This is a genomic window from Burkholderia sp. Bp9142 (genome assembly GCF_003853415.1).
GTDB lineage: Bacteria > Pseudomonadota > Gammaproteobacteria > Burkholderiales > Burkholderiaceae > Burkholderia.
This window is the reverse complement of sequence record NZ_QTPP01000054.1, coordinates 26,981-44,913: the sequence shown is the minus strand read 5'-3', so window position 1 is coordinate 44,913 and position 17,933 is coordinate 26,981. Positions and strand designations below refer to the sequence as shown.

The 17,933-nt window shown below is 68.3% G+C and carries 11 protein-coding genes; 4 read left to right on the top strand and 7 right to left on the bottom strand.

The window, feature by feature from the left end:
• Positions 1–155 precede the first annotated feature (155 nt).
• Positions 156–1,037 (bottom strand): translation elongation factor Ts, encoded by an 882-nt coding sequence (gene tsf / locus DIE22_RS35010; protein ID WP_124501689.1) that lies wholly within the window; start codon positions 1,035–1,037, stop codon positions 156–158.
• Between the two features lie 162 nt (positions 1,038–1,199).
• Positions 1,200–1,940 (bottom strand): 30S ribosomal protein S2, encoded by a 741-nt coding sequence (rpsB, locus tag DIE22_RS35005; RefSeq protein ID WP_006758564.1) that lies wholly within the window; start codon positions 1,938–1,940, stop codon positions 1,200–1,202.
• Between the two features lie 379 nt (positions 1,941–2,319).
• Between rpsB and map the strand changes: the two genes are divergently transcribed.
• The 3 genes from map to DIE22_RS34985 are packed head-to-tail and all read left to right on the top strand — an operon-like array spanning position 2,320 to position 7,680.
• Positions 2,320–3,135 (top strand): type I methionyl aminopeptidase, encoded by an 816-nt coding sequence (gene map / locus DIE22_RS34995; protein ID WP_021159103.1) that lies wholly within the window; start codon positions 2,320–2,322, stop codon positions 3,133–3,135.
• A gap of 50 nt (positions 3,136–3,185) precedes the next feature.
• A complete protein-coding gene (locus DIE22_RS34990) occupies positions 3,186–5,762 on the top strand; it encodes a [protein-PII] uridylyltransferase (RefSeq protein WP_124501687.1) in 2,577 nt (858 codons plus the stop codon).
• A 16-nt stretch (positions 5,763–5,778) separates the two neighbouring features.
• Positions 5,779–7,680 carry a pseudouridine synthase gene (locus DIE22_RS34985; protein ID WP_124607246.1) on the top strand — a complete coding sequence of 634 codons (1,902 nt, stop codon included), beginning with the start codon at positions 5,779–5,781 and terminating at the stop codon, positions 7,678–7,680.
• Between the two features lie 105 nt (positions 7,681–7,785).
• Here DIE22_RS34985 and def read toward each other — a convergent pair whose 3' ends face one another.
• The 5 genes from def to DIE22_RS34960 all read right to left on the bottom strand — a co-directional run bounded on the left by def (position 7,786) and on the right by DIE22_RS34960 (position 16,540).
• Positions 7,786–8,316 carry a peptide deformylase gene (def, locus tag DIE22_RS34980; protein ID WP_124501685.1) on the bottom strand — a complete coding sequence of 177 codons (531 nt, stop codon included), beginning with the start codon at positions 8,314–8,316 and terminating at the stop codon, positions 7,786–7,788.
• The gene (ligA, locus tag DIE22_RS34975; RefSeq protein ID WP_124607245.1) at positions 8,313–10,388 is read right to left on the bottom strand and encodes an NAD-dependent DNA ligase LigA; all 2,076 of its coding nucleotides are present in this window, start codon (positions 10,386–10,388) and stop codon (positions 8,313–8,315) included. Before ligA ends, def begins: the two co-directional genes overlap by 4 nt.
• Before the next feature lie 168 nt (positions 10,389–10,556).
• Positions 10,557–11,861, bottom strand: coding sequence for a cell division protein ZipA C-terminal FtsZ-binding domain-containing protein (locus DIE22_RS34970; protein ID WP_124501683.1), 1,305 nt, complete (start codon positions 11,859–11,861; stop codon positions 10,557–10,559).
• An 85-nt stretch (positions 11,862–11,946) separates the two neighbouring features.
• Positions 11,947–15,459, bottom strand: a complete 3,513-nt coding sequence (gene smc, locus DIE22_RS34965) for a chromosome segregation protein SMC (RefSeq protein ID WP_124501682.1) — start codon at positions 15,457–15,459, stop codon at positions 11,947–11,949.
• A 139-nt stretch (positions 15,460–15,598) separates the two neighbouring features.
• Complete coding sequence (locus DIE22_RS34960; protein ID WP_124501681.1) at positions 15,599–16,540, bottom strand: DMT family transporter; 942 nt, start codon at positions 16,538–16,540, stop codon at positions 15,599–15,601.
• A 159-nt stretch (positions 16,541–16,699) separates the two neighbouring features.
• Here DIE22_RS34960 and dapC point away from each other — a divergent pair, with 159 nt between their 5' ends.
• Entirely contained in the window at positions 16,700–17,932 is a 1,233-nt protein-coding gene (gene dapC, locus DIE22_RS34955; RefSeq protein ID WP_124501680.1) for a succinyldiaminopimelate transaminase, read from the top strand.
• Position 17,933: the final 1 nt, after the last annotated feature.

The window sequence follows — 17,933 nt, the reverse complement described above, 5'->3', positions numbered from 1 at the left end:
CTTCTTCATTAATACACACCCCTCTCTTTTTCGGTTCTATTTTCCTGGGGCGCGCCGGGGGGGGGGGGCGGGGGGGGGGCCCGCGGGCCCGGCCCCCCGCCGCCGGCCGCGGCGGAGCGGACGCCCGCCGCGGATACTGCCTGACTGCTTACGGCTTACTGCTGCTTTGCTGCTGCGACTTGCGCGGCCACTTCGGCGGCGAAGTCGTCCTGGCGCTTCTCGATGCCTTCGCCGACGACGAACAGCGTGAACTTCTGCACGGCGGAATCCGCCGCCTTCAGCATCTGCTCGATCGACTGCTTGTCGTTCTTCACGAACGTCTGGTTCAGCAGCGACACTTCCTTCAGGTACTTCTGGACGCTACCGTCGACCATCTTCGCGACGATTTCAGCCGGCTTGCCCGATTCCGCAGCCTTCTGCTCGGCCACGCGGCGTTCCGTCTCGATCAGTTCCGCCGGCACGTCAGCCGACGACAGCGCGACCGGCTTCATTGCCGCGATGTGCATCGCGACGTCCTTGCCGACCTGCTCTTCCGCGCCCGTGTACTCGACGATCACGCCGATACGCGCGCCGTGCAGGTACGTTGCGATCTTGTTCGCGGTTTCGAAACGGACGAAACGGCGGATCGAGACGTTCTCGCCGATCTTGCCGATCAGTGCCAGACGGACTGCGTCGACCGTCGAGCCTTCGAGCGGCAGTGCCGACAGCGCAGCCACGTCAGCCGGGTTTTGCGTCGCGACGAGTTCTGCAACCGTCTTCGAGAATGCGAGGAAGTCGTCGTTCTTCGCGACGAAGTCGGTTTCGCAGTTCAGTTCGACCAGCGCGCCTGCGTTGCCGCCGACGAACGATGCGACGACGCCTTCTGCCGTCACGCGCGATGCCGCCTTGCTCGCCTTGTTGCCGAGCTTGACGCGCAGCAGCTCTTCAGCCTTGGCCAGATCGCCGTCAGCTTCCGTCAGCGCCTTCTTGCACTCCATCATCGGTGCGTCGGTCTTTGCGCGCAGTTCTGCCACCATGCTTGCGGTAATTGCCGCCATCATTCGCTCCTTGAGTCTGTATTCACAACGCCGCCCGCTTGGACGCGAACGGCCGAGATTCGTTTCCGGACCCGCGCCGATTCGGCGCGATCAGGCCCGGCGCACAAGCTTAAAAAAAGGGGGCCTGTTGAGAGCCCCCTTTTTGCGCCGGCTCGGGGCCAGTTACGCGTTTTCCTCGACGTACTCGTCGTCGCCGCGTGCGGCCTGGACCACTTCGTTGACCGCGTTCGCACGGCCTTCGAGGATCGCGTCGGCCACGCCTTCAGCGTACAGCGCGACTGCCTTGCTCGAGTCGTCGTTACCCGGGATCACGTAGTCCACACCTTCCGGCGAGTGGTTCGTATCGACCACGGCGATGACCGGCACGCCCAGCTTGTTCGCTTCCGTGACGGCAATCTTGTGGTAGCCGACGTCGATGACGAAGATCGCGTCCGGAATGCCGCCCATGTCCTTCACGCCGCCGATCGACTTCTGCAGCTTGGCGATTTCGCGTTCGAACAGCAGCGCTTCCTTCTTGCTCATCTTCTCGGTTTCGCCCGATTCGACGGCCGCTTCCATGTCCTTCAGGCGCTTGATCGATACCTTCAGCGTCTTGAAGTTGGTCATCATGCCGCCGAGCCAGCGTGCGTTGACGTACGGCATGCCCGCGCGCTGCGCTTCCTGGGCGATCGTGTCACGCGACTGGCGCTTCGTGCCGACGAACAGGATCGTGCCGCGGTTCGCTGCCAGCTGGCGCACGTACTTCTGTGCGTCCGTGAACATCGGCAGCGTCTTTTCGAGGTTGATGATGTGAATCTTGTTGCGGTGACCGAAAATGAACGGAGCCATCTTCGGGTTCCAGAAGCGCGTCTGGTGACCGAAGTGGACACCCGCTTCCAGCATTTGGCGCATCGTGACTGCCATGTAAATTCTCCACGAGGGTTGGGTCTTAAGCCGGCTGCCGTACCGCCGCGCGAACCCGCCCCGAAGGACCTTCGTTCCGCGCGGCCGGCACCCTGGTTGCGCCGGCTTGCGATTCGGCACGTGCGAAAATGCCCGTGCCGCAAGCCTTTCATCGCCATGCCGCCCCAGATCGGGGCATGTTCGGCATTTGGATGTCGACTTAGCCAAAGAGTATAGCACGCCGATTTGTCGGCTCTCAAGTCGCCCGCCACTTTCGCTTGCCGCGCGGCAGCCGGCCGGACAATCCGCGAAAACCCGCATCGGCACCGCCGGCAGGGGCTGCGAGGCCCGCCATAAGGTGCGATAATCCGTCAATTCACCGCATTCCAGGCATACCTCGATGGCTATTACGCTCAAAAACGAACACGACATCGCCGAGATGCGCGTCGCCTGCCGTCTCGCGAGCGAAGTGCTCGACTTCATCACGCCGCACGTCGTCGCGGGCATCACGACCGCCGAACTCGACCGGCTCTGTCACGAATTCATGCTCAACGAGCAGGGCACGATCCCCGCGCCGCTGAATTATCAGCCGCCCGGCTATCCGCCGTACCCGAAGGCCACCTGCATCTCGGTCAACGACGTGATCTGCCACGGCATTCCGGGCGAGAAGGTGATCAAGAACGGCGACGCGCTGAACATCGACATCACCGTGATCAAGAACGGCTACTTCGGCGACACCAGCCGGATGTTCATCGTCGGCGAGGGCTCGATCCTCGCGAAGCGTCTCGTGCAGACCACCTACGAATGCATGTGGCTCGGCATCGACCAGGTCAAGCCCGGTGCGCACCTCGGCGATATCGGCTACGCGATCCAGAAGCACGCGGAAGCGCAGGGCTACAGCGTCGTGCGCGAATACTGCGGCCACGGCATCGGCACGGTGTTCCACGAAGATCCGCAGGTCGTCCACTACGGCCGTCCGGGCACCGGCATCGAGCTGAAGGCCGGGATGATCTTCACGATCGAGCCGATGATCAACGCCGGCAAGCGCGACATTCGCACGATGCCCGACCAGTGGACGGTCAAGACGCGCGACCGCAGCCTGTCCGCGCAATGGGAGCACACGGTGCTCGTCACCGAGACGGGCTACGAGGTGCTGACCGTGTCCGCCGGTACGCCGGCACGCCCGGTGTTCGCACAACCGGCCGCCGCGGTCTGAGCGCCGTCGCGCCAGCCTGCCCTGCCCGCCCCTGACCTGAACGGCCACCCATGAGCGCTCACGCCGCCCCCTCGCCCGAAGCGCTGTCGCGGCGCGCCGAATTCAAGGCCGCCAAGGCCGACATGCTTGAGCGCTTTCGCAGCGCGACGAACGTCGCGTCGCTGATGCACGCGCTGTCGAAGCTCACCGACGAGGCGCTCAAGCGCGTATGGGACGACTGCGGGCTGCCCGCGACGCTCGCGCTCGTCGCCGTCGGCGGCTACGGGCGCGGCGAGCTCGCGCCCCACTCCGACGTCGACATCCTGGTGCTGCTGCCCGATACGCACGACCCGGCGCTCGACGCGCGCATCGAGCGCTTCATCGGGATGGCGTGGGATCTCGGCCTCGAGATCGGCAGCAGCGTGCGCACGGTCGCGCAATGCATCGAGGAAGCATCGCAGGACGTCACCGTGCAGACCTCGCTGCTCGAGGCGCGCCGCATCGTCGGCAGCACCGCGCTGTTCGAGCGCTTCACCGTGCGCTATCACGAGGCACTCGACGCGCGCGCGTTCTTCACCGCGAAGGTGCTCGAGATGCGCCAGCGCCACGCGAAGTTCCAGGACACGCCGTACAGCCTCGAGCCGAACGTGAAGGAAAGCCCCGGCGGGCTGCGCGACCTGCAGACGATCCTGTGGATCGCGCGCGCGGCCGGCTTCGGCAGCAGCTGGCGCGAGCTCGACACGCGCGGGCTCATCACCGAGCGCGAGGCGCGTGAGCTGCGCCGCAACGAAGGATTCCTGAAGACGCTGCGCGCACGGCTGCACGTGATCGCCGGCCGCCGCCAGGACATGCTCGTGTTCGACCTGCAGACGCAGGCCGCCGAGAGCTTCGGCTACCGGCCGACGCAGGCCAAGCGCGCGAGCGAGCAGTTGATGCGCCGCTACTACTGGGCCGCGAAAGCAGTCACGCAGCTCGCGACGATCCTGATCCAGAACATCGAGGCGCAGCTGTTCCCCGCGACGAGCGGCATCACGCGCGTGCTGTCGCCCGATCGCTTCGTCGAGAAGCAGGGCATGCTCGAGATCGTCGACGACGGCGTGTTCGAACGCCACCCCGACGCGATCCTCGAAGCGTTCCTGCTGTACGAAGCGACCCGCGGCGTGAAGGGCCTGTCCGCCCGCACGCTGCGCGCGCTGTACAACTCGCGCGAAATCATGAACAACACGTGGCGGCGCGATCCGCAGAACCGCCGCACGTTCATGCAGATCCTGCAGCAGCCCGAAGGCATCACGCATGCCTTCCGGCTGATGAACCAGACGAGCGTGCTCGGCCGCTACCTGCTGAATTTCCGCCGCATCGTCGGCCAGATGCAGCACGACCTGTATCACGTGTACACGGTCGACCAGCACATCCTGATGGTGTTGCGCAACATCCGCCGCTTCGCGGTGGCCGAGCACGCGCACGAGTACCCGTTCTGCAGCCAGCTGATCGGCAATTTCGAGCGCCCGTGGGTGCTGTATGTCGCCGCGCTGTTCCACGACATCGCGAAGGGCCGCGGCGGCGACCACTCGACGCTCGGGATGGCCGACGCACGGCGTTTCTGCCGCGAGCATGGGATCGCCGGCGACGACGCGGCGCTGATCGTGTGGCTCGTCCAGCATCATTTGACGATGAGCCAGGTCGCGCAGAAGCAGGACACGAGCGATCCGGAGGTGATCAAGCGCTTCGCCGAAGTCGTCGGCAACGAACGGTACCTCACCGCGCTCTACCTGCTGACGGTCGCCGATATCCGCGGCACCAGCCCGAAGGTATGGAACACGTGGAAGGGCAAGCTGCTCGAGGACCTGTACCGCATCACGCTCGCGGTGCTCGGCGGCGCCAAGCCCGACGCGCATTCGGAACTGAAATCGCGGCAGGAGCAGGCGCTGGCGCTGCTGCGCCTCGAGACCGTGCCCGACGACGCCCACCGTGCGCTGTGGGATCAGCTCGACGTCGGCTTCTTCCTGCGTCACGACGCGGCCGACATCGCATGGCAGACGCGCGTGCTGTACCGGCACGTGAACGCCGAGACCGCGATCGTCCGCGCACGGCCGTCGCCGATCGGCGACGCGCTGCAGGTGCTCGTGTACGTGAAGGACCGCCCCGACCTGTTCGCGGGCATCTGCGCGTACTTCGACCGCAACGGGCTATCGGTGCTCGATGCGCGCGTCAGCACGACGCGGCACGGCTATGCGCTCGACAACTTCATCGTCACGCAGACCGAACGCGACGTGCGCTATCGCGACATCGCGAATCTCGTCGAACAGCAGCTCGCGACGCGCCTTGCCGATACCGCGTCGCTGCCGGAGCCGTCCAAGGGTCGCCTGTCGCGGCTGTCCCGGACGTTTCCGATCACACCGCGCGTCGACCTCCGGGCCGACGAGCGCGGCCAGTACTACATCCTGTCCGTGTCCGCCAACGACCGGCCGGGCCTTCTCTATTCGATCGCGCGCGTACTGGCCGAGCATCAGGTCGGCGTCCACGCGGCGCGGATCAATACGCTCGGCGAACGCGTCGAGGACATCTTCCTGCTCGACGGTGCCGGCCTGTCCGACAACCGCCTGCAGATCCAGCTCGAAACCGAATTGCTGCGCGCGATCGCAGTCTGAATGAATCCCAGCGTTTATGCGCACCAAATTAACCGTCAAGAATCCGAAGCCGGCATCGCCGACCCGCGCCCCTGTCCGCTCCGGCAGCCTCGTTGCCCGCAAGGCGGTGCGCCCCGCCGCGCCGCCCGCGGCCGACAAGCCCTCGCGCCCGAAGAAGGCCGCGGCACCGGCAGCCGCCGGCGAACGCGCGTTCAAGCCGCGCGGCGCGGAGGGTCCGGGCGCGGATCGCGCTCCGGCGAAGCGCGCGCCGCGTGACGGCGGTGCCGAGCGCGGCTATCGCAGCGATGCGAAGCCGGGCGGCCGCGCCGAAGGCGGTGCGCGCGCGCCCTATCGCGACAAGGCCGCTGGCGAGGGTGCGAAGCGCAGCTTCGGCGAGCGCCGCGCACCGTCCGATCGCCCGGCGCGTCGCGGCGACGACGATGCACGCCCGCGCCGCGCAGGTGCCGAAGGCGGCGCACGCGCACCGTATCGCGACAAGGCCGCTGGCGAGGGTGCGAAGCGCAGCTTCGGCGAGCGCCGTACCCCGTCCGATCGCCCCGCCCGTCGCGGCGACGACGATGCGCGCCCGCGCCGCGCGGGTGCCGAAGGCGGTGCACGCGCGCCGTATCGCGACAAGGCTGCTGGCGAGGGCGAGAAGCGCAGCTTCGGCGAGCGCCGTACCCCGTCCGACCGCCCGGCGCGTCGCAGCGACGACGATGCCCGTCCGCGCCGCGCAGGTGCCGAAGGCGGTGCACGCGCGCCCTACCGCGACAAGGCCGCTGGCGAGGGTGCGAAGCGCAGCTTCGGCGAGCGCCGTACCCCGTCCGACCGCCCGGCGCGTCGCAGCGACGACGATGCACGTCCGCGCCGTACAGGCACCGAAGGCGGCGCACGTGCCCCCTATCGTGACAAGGCCGCTGGCGAGGGCGCGAAGCGCAGCTTCGGCGAGCGCCGTACCCCGTCCGACCGCCCGGCCCGTCGCGGCGACGACGATGCGCGCCCGCGCCGCGCGGGTGCCGAAGGCGGCGCACGCGCGCCCTATCGCGACAAGGCCGCCGGCTATGGCGAAAAGCGCAGCTTCGGCGAGCGCAGCGGCACCGAGCGCCGCTCGACCGGCACCGCGCCGAAAACCGCACAACCGGTCAAGCGCCGCGCCGCCGACATCGATCACGGGGACGAAACGGGCCTGATGCGCCTGTCGAAGCGCATGTCCGAGCTCGGACTGTGCTCGCGCCGCGAAGCCGACGAATGGATCGAAAAGGGCTGGGTGCTCGTCGACGGCGAACGCATCGATACGCTCGGCACCAAGGTCCGTCCCGACCAGAAGATCGAGATCGACGAGCGTGCGAGCGCCGCGCAGGCCGCGCAAGTGACGATCCTGCTGCACAAGCCGGTCGGCTATGTGTCGGGGCAGGCGGAAGACGGCTACGAGCCCGCGTCGGTGCTGATCACGCGCGCGAACCAGTGGAGCGGCGACCGTTCGCCGGTTCGCTTCTCGCCGCAGCACCTGCACGCGCTCGCGCCGGCCGGCCGGCTCGACATCGATTCGACCGGCCTGCTCGTGCTGACGCAGAACGGCCGGATCGCGAAGCAGCTGATCGGCGAGCAGTCGGACATCGACAAGGAGTATCTGGTACGCGTGCGCTTCGGCGAACGGCTGATCGACATCGATCAGCACTTCCCCGCGGAATCGCTCGCGAAGCTGCGCCACGGCCTCGAACTCGACGGCGTCGCGCTGAAGCCCGCGATGGTGAGCTGGCAGAACGGCGAACAGCTGCGTTTCGTGCTGCGTGAAGGCAAGAAGCGCCAGATCCGCCGGATGTGCGAACTGGTCGGTCTCGACGTGATCGGCCTGAAGCGCGTGCGGATGGGCCGCGTGATGCTCGGCGCGCTGCCGCAAGGGCAATGGCGCTACCTGTCGGCCGACGAGTCGTTCTGACAGCGGGCACGCGCTGCGTGCCACGCAATGCAAAGCCCGCGCAAGCGGGCTTTTTCATTTCCGGTACGACGACGGCGCGCAACATGGCGCACCGCCGCAAGCCGGTCAGTCGTCGGTCGGATCGAGCCCCGGGAACAGCACCTCGGTGAAGCCGAAGCGCGTGAAGTCGGTGATCCGCATCGGATACAGCTTGCCGATCAGGTGGTCGTATTCGTGCTGCACGACCCGCGCGTGAAAGCCTTCGGCGACGCGGTCGAGCTTCGCGCCGAACTGGTCGAAGCCGCTGTAGCGCACCTTCGCATAGCGGCTGACGACGCCGCGCATGCCCGGCACCGACAGGCAGCCTTCCCAGCCCTCTTCCATGTCCGGCGGCATGTACTCGAGCTTCGGGTTGATCAGCACGGTCTCGGGCACGGGCGGTGCGTCCGGATAGCGGTTGTTGCTGCCGAAGCCGAAGATGATGATCTGCAGGTCGATGCCGATCTGCGGCGCGGCAAGTCCCGCGCCGTTCGCGTGATGCATCGTCTCGAACATGTCCGCGACGATCTCGTGCAGTTCGGGGGTATCGAACCGCTCGACCGGCTTGGCGACTTCGAGCAGGCGCGGATCGCCCATCTTCAGGATCTCGCGAATCATGGCGTATTGCCCTCCAGGAGTTGGTGCAGTCCGTCTTCGTCCAGTACGGGGATGCCGAGTTCCTCGGCCTTCACGAGCTTGCTGCCGGCTTCCGCGCCCGCGACCACGTAATCCGTCTTCTTCGATACCGAGCCCGCGACTTTCGCGCCCGCCGCCTCGAGCATCTCCTTCGCCGCGTCGCGCGTGAGCGTCGGCAGCGTGCCCGTCAGCACGACCGTCTTGCCGGCCAGCACACCCTGCGGCGCCTTCGGCGCGGGCGGGCCTTCGGACCACGTGACCTTGCCGGGTGCGCGCAGTTGCTCGATCACGGTGCGGTTGTGCTCTTCCGCGAAAAACTGGTGGAGCGACTCGGCGACGATCGGCCCGACGTCGTTCACTTCGAGCAGCTCCTCGATCGACGCGTCCATGATCGGGTTCAGCGACCCGAAATGCTTCGCGAGATCCTTCGCGGTCGATTCGCCGACATGGCGGATCCCGAGCCCGTAGATGAAGCGCGCGAGCGTCGTGTGCTTCGCCTTCTCGAGCGAGTCGAGCAAATTCTGTGCGGACTTCTCGGCGAACCGGTCGAGTTCCGCGAGCGTCGCGAAACCGAGATTGAACAGGTCGGCCGGCGTGCGCACGAGATTCAGTTCGACGAGCTGATCGATGATCTTCTCGCCGAGCCCGTCGATGTCGAGCGCACGACGCTGCGCGAAGTGCCACAGCGCCTGCTTGCGCTGCGCCGGGCAGAACAGGCCGCCCGTGCAGCGCGCGATCGCCTCGTCCGGCAGACGCTCGATCTTCGAGCCGCATACCGGGCACTCGGTCGGCATCACGAACTCGGCCGCGTCGTCCGGCCGGCGGTCGAGCAACGCACCGACGACCTCGGGGATCACGTCGCCCGCGCGCCGCACGATCACGGTATCGCCGATCCGGATGTCCTTGCGGCGCACTTCGTCCTCGTTGTGCAGCGTCGCGTTGGTCACCGTCGCGCCGCCGACGAACACGGGTTCGAGCCGCGCGACCGGCGTGATCGCGCCCGTGCGGCCGACCTGCACGTCGATCGCGACGAGCTTCGTCAGCGCTTCCTGCGCGGGGAACTTGTGCGCGAGCGCGAAGCGTGGGGCGCGCGACACGAAGCCGAGGCGGTCCTGCTCGTCGCGCCGGTTCACCTTGTAGACGACGCCATCGATATCGTACGGCAGCGACTCGCGCTTCTCGCCGACCTTGCGGAAGAAGCCGAGCAAGCCCTCGGCGCCGTGCACGACCGCGCGCTCGCGATTCACCGGCAGGCCGAGCGACTCGTACCAGTCGAGCAGCGCGCTGTGCGTGTCCGGCGTCGGCATCCCGTCGAGCACGCCGATCCCGTACGCGAAGAACGACAGCGGACGCTGCGCGGTGATCTTCGGATCGAGCTGGCGCAGGCTGCCGGCCGCCGCGTTGCGCGGGTTCGCGAATTCGCGCTGCTCGGCCGCGCGCTGGCGTTCGTTCAGGCGTGCGAAATCGCGCTTGAACATCAGCACCTCGCCGCGTACGTCGAGCACGGCCGGCACGTGCGCGCCCTTCAGCTTCAGCGGGATCGAGCGGATCGTGCGGACGTTCTCCGTCACGTCCTCGCCCGTCGTGCCGTCGCCGCGCGTCGAGGCCTGCACGAACACGCCCTGCTCGTAGCGCAGCGAAATCGCGAGGCCGTCGAACTTCAGCTCGCACGCGTATTCGACCGGGGCCGTCACCGAGCCGGCGAGATCGGTCGTCTTGTCGAGCGCATCGGCGACGCGCTTGTCGAACGCAGCGATGTCCTCGTCCGCGAAGCCGTTGTTCAACGACAGCATCGGTGCGTCATGGACGACCGGCGTGAATCCGTTCGCCACTTCGCCGCCGACGCGCTGCGTCGGCGAATCGGGCGTCACGAGTTCGGGGTGAGCGGTTTCGAGTTGCTGCAGCTCGCCGAACAGCCGATCGTATTCGGCGTCGGGCAGATCCGGCTGGTCGAGCACGTAATAGGCGTAATTCGCCCGCTCGAGTTGGTCGCGCAACCACGCGGCACGCGCGTCGGGCTGGCTGGCTGGCGGTTCGGCTTGGGTTCGGGCCATGCTGGCGGCAGATTCGTTCTGAAAAATCGGATGTGCGATTATCTCAGTTTGACGCTGCGACGGGGGCATGCGATGCGTGCCGCGCAGCCCCGCTGCAGTGCACACAAGCGGCGTGTGTGCACTGCAGCGACGGGCGACGGCACCGAAGACCGCCGCCCGTGAAACGCGTTACTGGCTGAAGAGGCGGCGCGTGACCGGCGAACCGGCCGGGATGCCCGCTTCCTCGAGCTTCGCGTACAGCTTCATCAGTTGCTGGTCGATCGCGACGAGCGTCGATTCCGGCAGCGGCCGGCGCGAATCGTCGACGACCCGCGCACCGATCCGCTCGGACAGCGACTTCGCGTAATCGCACATCAGCCGGAACGGCAGGATGTCCTCTTCGGCGACCGGCACGTCGAGCACCAGCGTGATCATGTTGCCGCCCTTGTACGTGAGGTCGTCGCGCAGGAAGTTCGTGTCGCCGAACTGCAGCATGAACACCGGGTTCTGCTTCGCGTCGAGCTTCACGAAGCGCGTGCCGTCGCGCGACAGCAGCAGCCCGTCCTGGGAAGCGACGGCCTGCACGTAGTTCGCCGACCACGGCGCGCCGTCCGACATCACGTTGATCGACAACTGCGCGTCGCACTGCGCGGCAAAGCCGTCGAGCTCGCGCGCCATCGCGACCGTCTCCATCATGTCGGGGAATTCCGGGGCGCCGTCGATCGCGTCGGCGAACTGCTGGACGCCCGTCACGAACTCCGAGAATTCGAGCTCGTTCAGCGCGCCGCTGCGGTTCGCGAGCTGCGCGGCCGCGCGCAGCTCTTCATAGCGCACGCCGTTCTGCAGCAGCTCCCACTGGCCGCCCTCCGGCTTGCCTTCGATATGCACGGGCTTGCTGCCCGCCCGGCGCAGCCGCTGCGCGGCCGGCAGGATCTTGTCGCCCGGCAGCGGCCCGCCGAGGCGAATCGGCACGATGCAGTCGATCCGGCGGTCGACGATCGCGGGCGGCGCCGACGAGATCGTCGTCGCGGCCGGCAGCACGGGTTCGGCCGGTTCGTGCGAGGTATCGGCGGCCTGCGCTTCCTGCGCGGCGGCGACCGAACCTTCGTCGACGGACTGCTCGGCCGGCTCGGTCGATTCCGACGGCATGTCGACCCCGGTGGCCTCGGCCTGCAGATCGGCCGGCATGTCGGCCGGCGCCGCGCCACTCGCGGCCCCACCGAAGGTCGGCTCGACGCGCGCGGCTTCGGCCGGCGCGCTCGCGGCGGCCGCCGGTGCCGGCGCCGCGGGTTCGCGGCGCACGGGCTGGCGCACCGGCTCGATGAACGGCAGCTCATCGTCGCGCTCGGGGCGATTCATCGCCTCGGCCGCCTCTTCCGGCATCGGGCGCGGCATCCTGCGCCGCACCTTCGCGCCCTGCCACGCGTTGTAGACCACGACGCCGCCCACCACGACGGCGCCCGCGCCGATCAAACCGAGTGTCAACTCGTCCATGCACGCTCCATCAGCAATTCTTGTTCGTCGGACCCGCGAACGGGCGCCCATGCGCCGCGCGAACGCGGTCCGGTTTCGTCAAACGTCAATTCTGGGCAAAGCCCGCGGCGGTTTCCATGTCCACCGCGACGATCCGCGACACGCCCTGCTCCTGCATCGTCACGCCGATCAGTTGCTGCGCCATCTCCATCGCGATCTTGTTGTGCGAGATGAAGAGGAACTGCGTCTTGTCGGACATCGCGCGCACGAGATTCGCGAAACGCTCGGTGTTCGCGTCGTCGAGCGGCGCATCGACCTCGTCGAGCAGACAGAACGGTGCCGGGTTCAGCTGGAACATCGCGAACACCAGTGCGGTGGCGGTCAGCGCCTTCTCGCCGCCCGACAGCAGGTGGATGGTCGCGTTCTTCTTGCCCGGCGGCTGCGCCATCACCTGCACGCCCGCATCGAGGATCTCGTCGCCCGTCATGATCAGCTTCGCCTGGCCGCCGCCGAACAGGCGCGGGAACAGGTCGCTGAAGTGACGGTTGACCTCGTCGAAGGTGCCCTGCAGCAGCGTGCGGGTTTCCTGGTCGATCTTGTGGATCGCATCCTCGAGCGTCGTGATCGCGTCGGTCAGGTCGGCCGACTGCGCATCGAGGAATACCTTGCGCTCGCTCGCGGCCTTCAGTTCGTCGAGCGCGGCCATGTTCACCGGGCCCAGCGCGTTGATCGCGTTGTTCAGGCGCGTGACCTCGCCCTGCAGGTACGCCGGCTTCAGGTCCGGCGTCAGCTTCTCGCGCAGCGCTGCCTCGTCGACCTCGGCCGCCGTGAGCTGCTCGGCAAACTGCTCGACGGACAGGCGTGCGGCCTGCTCCTTCAGCTGCAGTTCGGTGATGCGGTCGCGCAGCGGCTGCAGCGAGCGCTCGGCGACGAGACGCTGCTCGTCCGATGCGCGCAGCTTCGCGGTCAGGTCGTCGAGTTCGATCCGCGCGGCCTGCAGCGCTTCTTCCTTCACGGCGCGAATTTCGAGCGCGTCCTGCAGGCCGGTGTGCGCGGTCTGCTCGTTGATCGTCTCGAGTTCGGCGCGCGCGTCTTCCAGCGACGCGGCAACGCGCTCGCTCTGCTCGTGCGCGACCTGGATGCTGCGCTTGAGCTCGTCGATCCGCGTGACCGCGTTGCGCGCGGCGAAGCGCGCGTCGTTCGCGCCGCGCTCGAGGTCGCGCGCTTCCTGGCGCGCCTGCGTCAGCGATTCGTCGAGCGCCTCGAACGCGAGCTGGTTGTCCTCGAAGCGCGCCTGCAGTTCCGCGAGTTCGCCGTCGAAGCGCTCGAAGTTCGCTTCCGATTCCGCGCGTAGTGCGCGCTGCTCGTCGATCTGCGCGCCGATTTCCTCGAGCTCCTCGCGGATCTGCGTGCTGCGCTGCGTGTAGCGTTCATGCGCCTGCGCGAGCTTCAGCACGTCCATCTGCAGCGCGTGCACGCGCTGCGTCGCGCGCTCGGCCTGCGCACGCACGTCGCCGAGCGCCTGGGTGGCCTGCGTGTGCGCGGCCTCCGCCCGCACGGCGGCCGTGCGGGCCTCGTCGGCGAGCAGCGCCTGCGCGCGCACCTGGCGCGTCAGGTTCTCGATTTCCTGCTGGCGGGCCAGCATCCCGGCCTGCTCCGAATCGGCCGCGTACAACTGCACACCGACACGCGTGACGATGTGGCCGGCCTTGACCACGAACGCGCCGCCTGCCGGCAGTTGCGCGCGCGCCGCGAGCGCCTGCGCGACGTCGTCGGCGACGTACACGTTGCCGAGCCAGTCGTTCAGCACCGCACGGATGCCCGCATCGTCGATGCGCACGAGCGACAGCACCGGGCGCAGCCCGGCCGCGGCGGCCGGCGGCTCACCGGCCGCGGGCGGCGCGTAGAACGCGAGCTTCGCGGGCGGCGCATCGGTCGCGAACGCCTTCACCCAGTCGAGATTCGACACTTCGAGCGCGGCAAGGCGCTCGCGCAGCACGGCCTCGAGCGCCGCTTCCCAGCCCGGTTCGACATGCAGCTTCTTCCACAGGCGCGGCAGCGCGCCGAGCTCGTGCTTGTCGAGCCACGGCTGGATCTTGCCTTCGGTCTGCACGTTCTCCTGCAGCTGCCTGAGTGCGGCGAGCCGCGCCTCGAGCTGGTGGATCTGCGCGCTTTCCGCCTGCACGCGCTCCTGCGCGGCACGGCGTTCGCCGTCGAGGCGCGGCAGCGCTTCCTGCGCATCGGCGAGACGCGCCTGTGCCTCGGCGAGGACCTCTTCCTGCTCGGCGAGCTGCATGCGCAGCTCCTCGAGCTGCGCCTCGTCCGGTGCGTCGAGCCCGCCCGCCTCGGACTTCAGGCGCTCATGGCGCTGCTGAAGCTGCTGGAGCTGCTGGTCGGCATTGCGCTGGTGCGCGGCCTCGAGCTTCAGCGACTGTTCCGTCTGCGCGATCCGCGCGCGCTCGTCGTTGAGCTGCGCCTGCGCATCGCGCCATTTCGCTTCGAGCGCCGGCAGCGCATCGTGTTTCGCGGCCGCGTTGTCTTCAGCGAGCGCGGCCTTCTCGTCGGCCATCGCGCGCGCCTCTTCGGCTTCCTCGAGCTCGTCCTGCGCCTTCTCGGCCTGCGCGCGCCATTGCTCACGCTGCGCGTTCAACGCGGCGATCTGCGCCTGCACCCGGTTGCGCGACTCGACGATGAACTTGATCTCGGCCTCGAGGCGGCTCACTTCGGCGTTCGCCTCGTAGAGCGCGCCCTGCGCGCCCTGCATCGCGTCGCTCGCCGAGTAATGCGCGACCCGCAGCGTCTCGAGCTGCGACTCGACCTCGCGCAGCCTGGCCGTCTGCGCCTCGAGGTCGATCTGCGCCTGCTCGATCGCGCGCTGCTGCTTCTGCTGCTCGCCCGCGGCCTCGTTCTTGCGCAGCAGCCACAACAGGCGCTGCTTCTCCTCGCCGTCGGCGACGAGCGCCTTGTACCTGGTCGCGACGACGGCCTGCGCCTCGAGCTTCTCGAGGTTCGCGCCGAGCTCGCGGACGATGTCCTCGACGCGCGTCAGGTTCTCGCGCGTGTCGTGCAGGCGGTTCTCGGTCTCGCGGCGGCGTTCCTTGTACTTCGACACGCCCGCGGCTTCCTCGAGGAACACGCGCAGCTCTTCCGGCTTCGCCTCGATGATCCGCGCGATCATGCCCTGCCCGATGATCGCGTACGCACGCGGGCCGAGGCCCGTGCCGAGGAAGATGTCCTGGATGTCGCGGCGGCGCGCCGGCAGGTTGTTGATGTAGTAGCTCGACGTGCCGTCGCGCGTCAGCACGCGCTTCACGGCGATCTCGCCGTACTGGCCCCACTGCCCGGCCGCGCGGCCGTCGGAGTTGTCGAAGATCAGCTCCACGCTTGCCCGGCTGCCGGGCTTGCGGGCGGTCGAGCCGTTGAAGATCACGTCCTGCATCGACTCGCCGCGCAGCTCGGACGCGCGCGACTCGCCGAGCACCCAGCGCACGGCATCGATGATGTTGGACTTGCCGCACCCGTTCGGGCCCACCACGCCGACAAGCTGGCCCGGAACCTGGAAATGCGTGGGATCGACAAAGGATTTGAAGCCAGCGAGTTTGATCGAGCTCAGACGCACGGCGGTATCGGATGTGAAGAAGGTGTGAAACGGACGGGGCCGCGACGCGCGGGGCCGGACGGCCCGTGCGCGCGATGCGCCCCGGAATTCAAAAGCGGGGCCGCGCGCATCCAGCGTTGGGCCCCGCAAACGGCTTCCATCATACCATCGCGCGTGCGCCGTCCCGCCCGCCGCCGGGTTTGCCCGATGCCGGCGCGGCACGATGGACCCGGCTCGACAGCAGCGTCGCCAGCACGATGCACGCACCGCCCGCCCATTCGCGCGCGCTCGGCAGTTCGTTCGCGAACACCCACGCGGACAGCGCGGTGATCACGATCTCGAACAGCATGATGATCGACGCGCGGTTCGCCGGCACGCGCGCGAGCCCGTATTGCACGAGCAGGTTATTCGCGGCCATCGTCATGCCGATCGCGACGATGATCAGTGCGGCCATGCCGAGCTGGCCGCCCGCCGGCGCGGCAGGCAGCCCCTCGAACAGCGACGCGGTCGCGCCGAACACCGCCGCGCCGCCGAACAGCGTCGCGGTGCGCATCTCGGCGCGCATCTGCGGCAACTCGCGGCTCGCCTTGATCACGAGCACGTTGCTCATCGCGAAACTGAGCCCGGCCGCGAGCCCGGCCCATTCGGCCGGGTTGGCCGGCAGCGGCACGCCGAGCTTCGGCGACCACAGCATCAGCATCGCGCCGCCGATCGACAGCGCCGCGAGCCCCGCGCCTGCCCAGGTCAGCCGCTCGCGCAGCAGGAAATGCGCGTAGATGGCGGTCCATGCCGGGGTCAGGTAGAACAGCAGCATCACGCGCAGCACTTCGCCGTGGATCGTGCCCCATACGAAGCCGAGGTTGGTCACGCCGGCCGTGATCGCGATGCCCGGCAGCACCCAGTGCCAGCGCAGCGTCGCGATCGTGCGGTGCCGCACGACGATCACGAGCAGGAACGCGACCGCGCTCGTCAGCGCGCTCGCCAGCGTGCCGGTGAGACCGAGCGATGCGAGGATCCGCAGCGGATACCAGATCAGGCCCCATACCGAGGCGCCGATCAGGATGGCCAGCGTCGGCAGGCTGCCGCGTACCGCGTTATTCATTTGCTTCGATACCCTTTATTCGACCGGCCCGGCCGCCGTTCCGGCGGGCCGTGACCGCATTGCGTCACGTTATAATCGTCCGCTGCGACCCGCGCGCCGTCGGCGCCCGCTCGCAGCCGCGCGGCACCTGCGCCGCCCTTTTCGCTCCAACCGGCCGCGATGGCCGCTTCGCCCGTGAACCCTCGACTCGACTCGCTCCAGCCCTATCCCTTCGAAAAGCTGCGCGCCCTGTTCAAGGACGTGACGCCCTCCGCCGGCCTGAAACCGATCAGCTTCGGCATCGGCGAGCCCAAGCACCCGACTCCGGCGCTGATCCGCGACGCCGTGGTGGCCGCGCTCGACGGCCTCGCGTCGTACCCGGCCACCGCCGGCTCGGACGCGCTGCGCACGTCGATCGCGCACTGGCTCGAACGCCGCTACGGGCTGTCGGCGATCGACCCGGCCAGCCAGGTGCTGCCCGTGTCGGGGTCGCGCGAGGCGCTGTTCTCGCTCGCGCAGACGGTGATCGACGCGCGCCCGGGCGCGGACGGCAAGAAGGCGATCGTACTCTGTCCGAATCCTTTCTATCAAATTTACGAAGGCGCGGCGCTCCTGGCCGGTGCCGAACCCTATTTCGCGAACAGCGACCCGGCGCGCAACTTCGCGTGCGACTACGCGGCCGTGCCCGATGAAGTCTGGGCGCGCACCCAGCTGCTGTACGTGTGCTCGCCGGGCAACCCGACGGGCGCCGTGCTGACGCTCGACGACTGGCGCGAACTGTTCGCGCTGTCCGACCGCCACGGATTCGTGATCGCGTCCGACGAGTGCTATTCGGAAATCTATTTCGACGAAGCGGCGCCGCCGCTCGGCGGCCTCGAGGCTGCGCACCGCCTCGGCCGCGGCTTCGAACGCCTCGTGATGCTGTCGAGCCTGTCGAAGCGCTCGAACGTGCCGGGCATGCGCTCGGGCTTCGTCGCCGGCGACGCCGCGCTGCTGAAGAAATTCCTGCTGTACCGCACGTACCACGGCGCGGCGCTGTCGCCGGTCTGGCAGCACGCGAGCATCGCCGCGTGGAACGACGAGGCGCACGTGCGCGAGAACCGCGCGCTGTACCTGCAGAAGTTCAACACGGTCACGCCGATGCTGGCCGACGTGATCGACGTGAAGCTGCCCGACGCCGCGTTCTACCTGTGGGCCAACGTCGCGCGCACCGGCCTGTCGGACACCGAGTTCGCCCGCCGCCTGTACGCCGACTATAATGTGACGGTTCTGCCCGGCTCGTACCTGGCGCGCGACGCGCACGGCACGAATCCGGGCCGCGATTTCATCCGGATCGCGCTCGTCGCGGGCACCCCCGAATGCGTCGAGGGCGCGCAACGCATCGTCGATTTCTGCCGGGCTCTCGCGCGGTAAG

Bases quoted from the DNA above. Each gene is read 5' to 3' on its own strand.
- tsf (WP_124501689.1), bottom strand. From the start codon at position 1,037: ATGGCGGCAATTACCGCAAGCATGGTGGCAGAACTGCGCGCAAAGACC.
- rpsB (WP_006758564.1), bottom strand. From the start codon at position 1,940: ATGGCAGTCACGATGCGCCAAATGCTGGAAGCGGGTGTCCACTTCGGT.
- map (WP_021159103.1), top strand. From the start codon at position 2,320: ATGGCTATTACGCTCAAAAACGAACACGACATCGCCGAGATGCGCGTC.
- DIE22_RS34990 (WP_124501687.1), top strand. From the start codon at position 3,186: ATGAGCGCTCACGCCGCCCCCTCGCCCGAAGCGCTGTCGCGGCGCGCC.
- DIE22_RS34985 (WP_124607246.1), top strand. From the start codon at position 5,779: ATGCGCACCAAATTAACCGTCAAGAATCCGAAGCCGGCATCGCCGACC.
- def (WP_124501685.1), bottom strand. From the start codon at position 8,316: ATGATTCGCGAGATCCTGAAGATGGGCGATCCGCGCCTGCTCGAAGTC.
- ligA (WP_124607245.1), bottom strand. From the start codon at position 10,388: ATGGCCCGAACCCAAGCCGAACCGCCAGCCAGCCAGCCCGACGCGCGT.
- DIE22_RS34970 (WP_124501683.1), bottom strand. From the start codon at position 11,861: ATGGACGAGTTGACACTCGGTTTGATCGGCGCGGGCGCCGTCGTGGTG.
- DIE22_RS34960 (WP_124501681.1), bottom strand. From the start codon at position 16,540: ATGAATAACGCGGTACGCGGCAGCCTGCCGACGCTGGCCATCCTGATC.
- dapC (WP_124501680.1), top strand. From the start codon at position 16,700: ATGGCCGCTTCGCCCGTGAACCCTCGACTCGACTCGCTCCAGCCCTAT.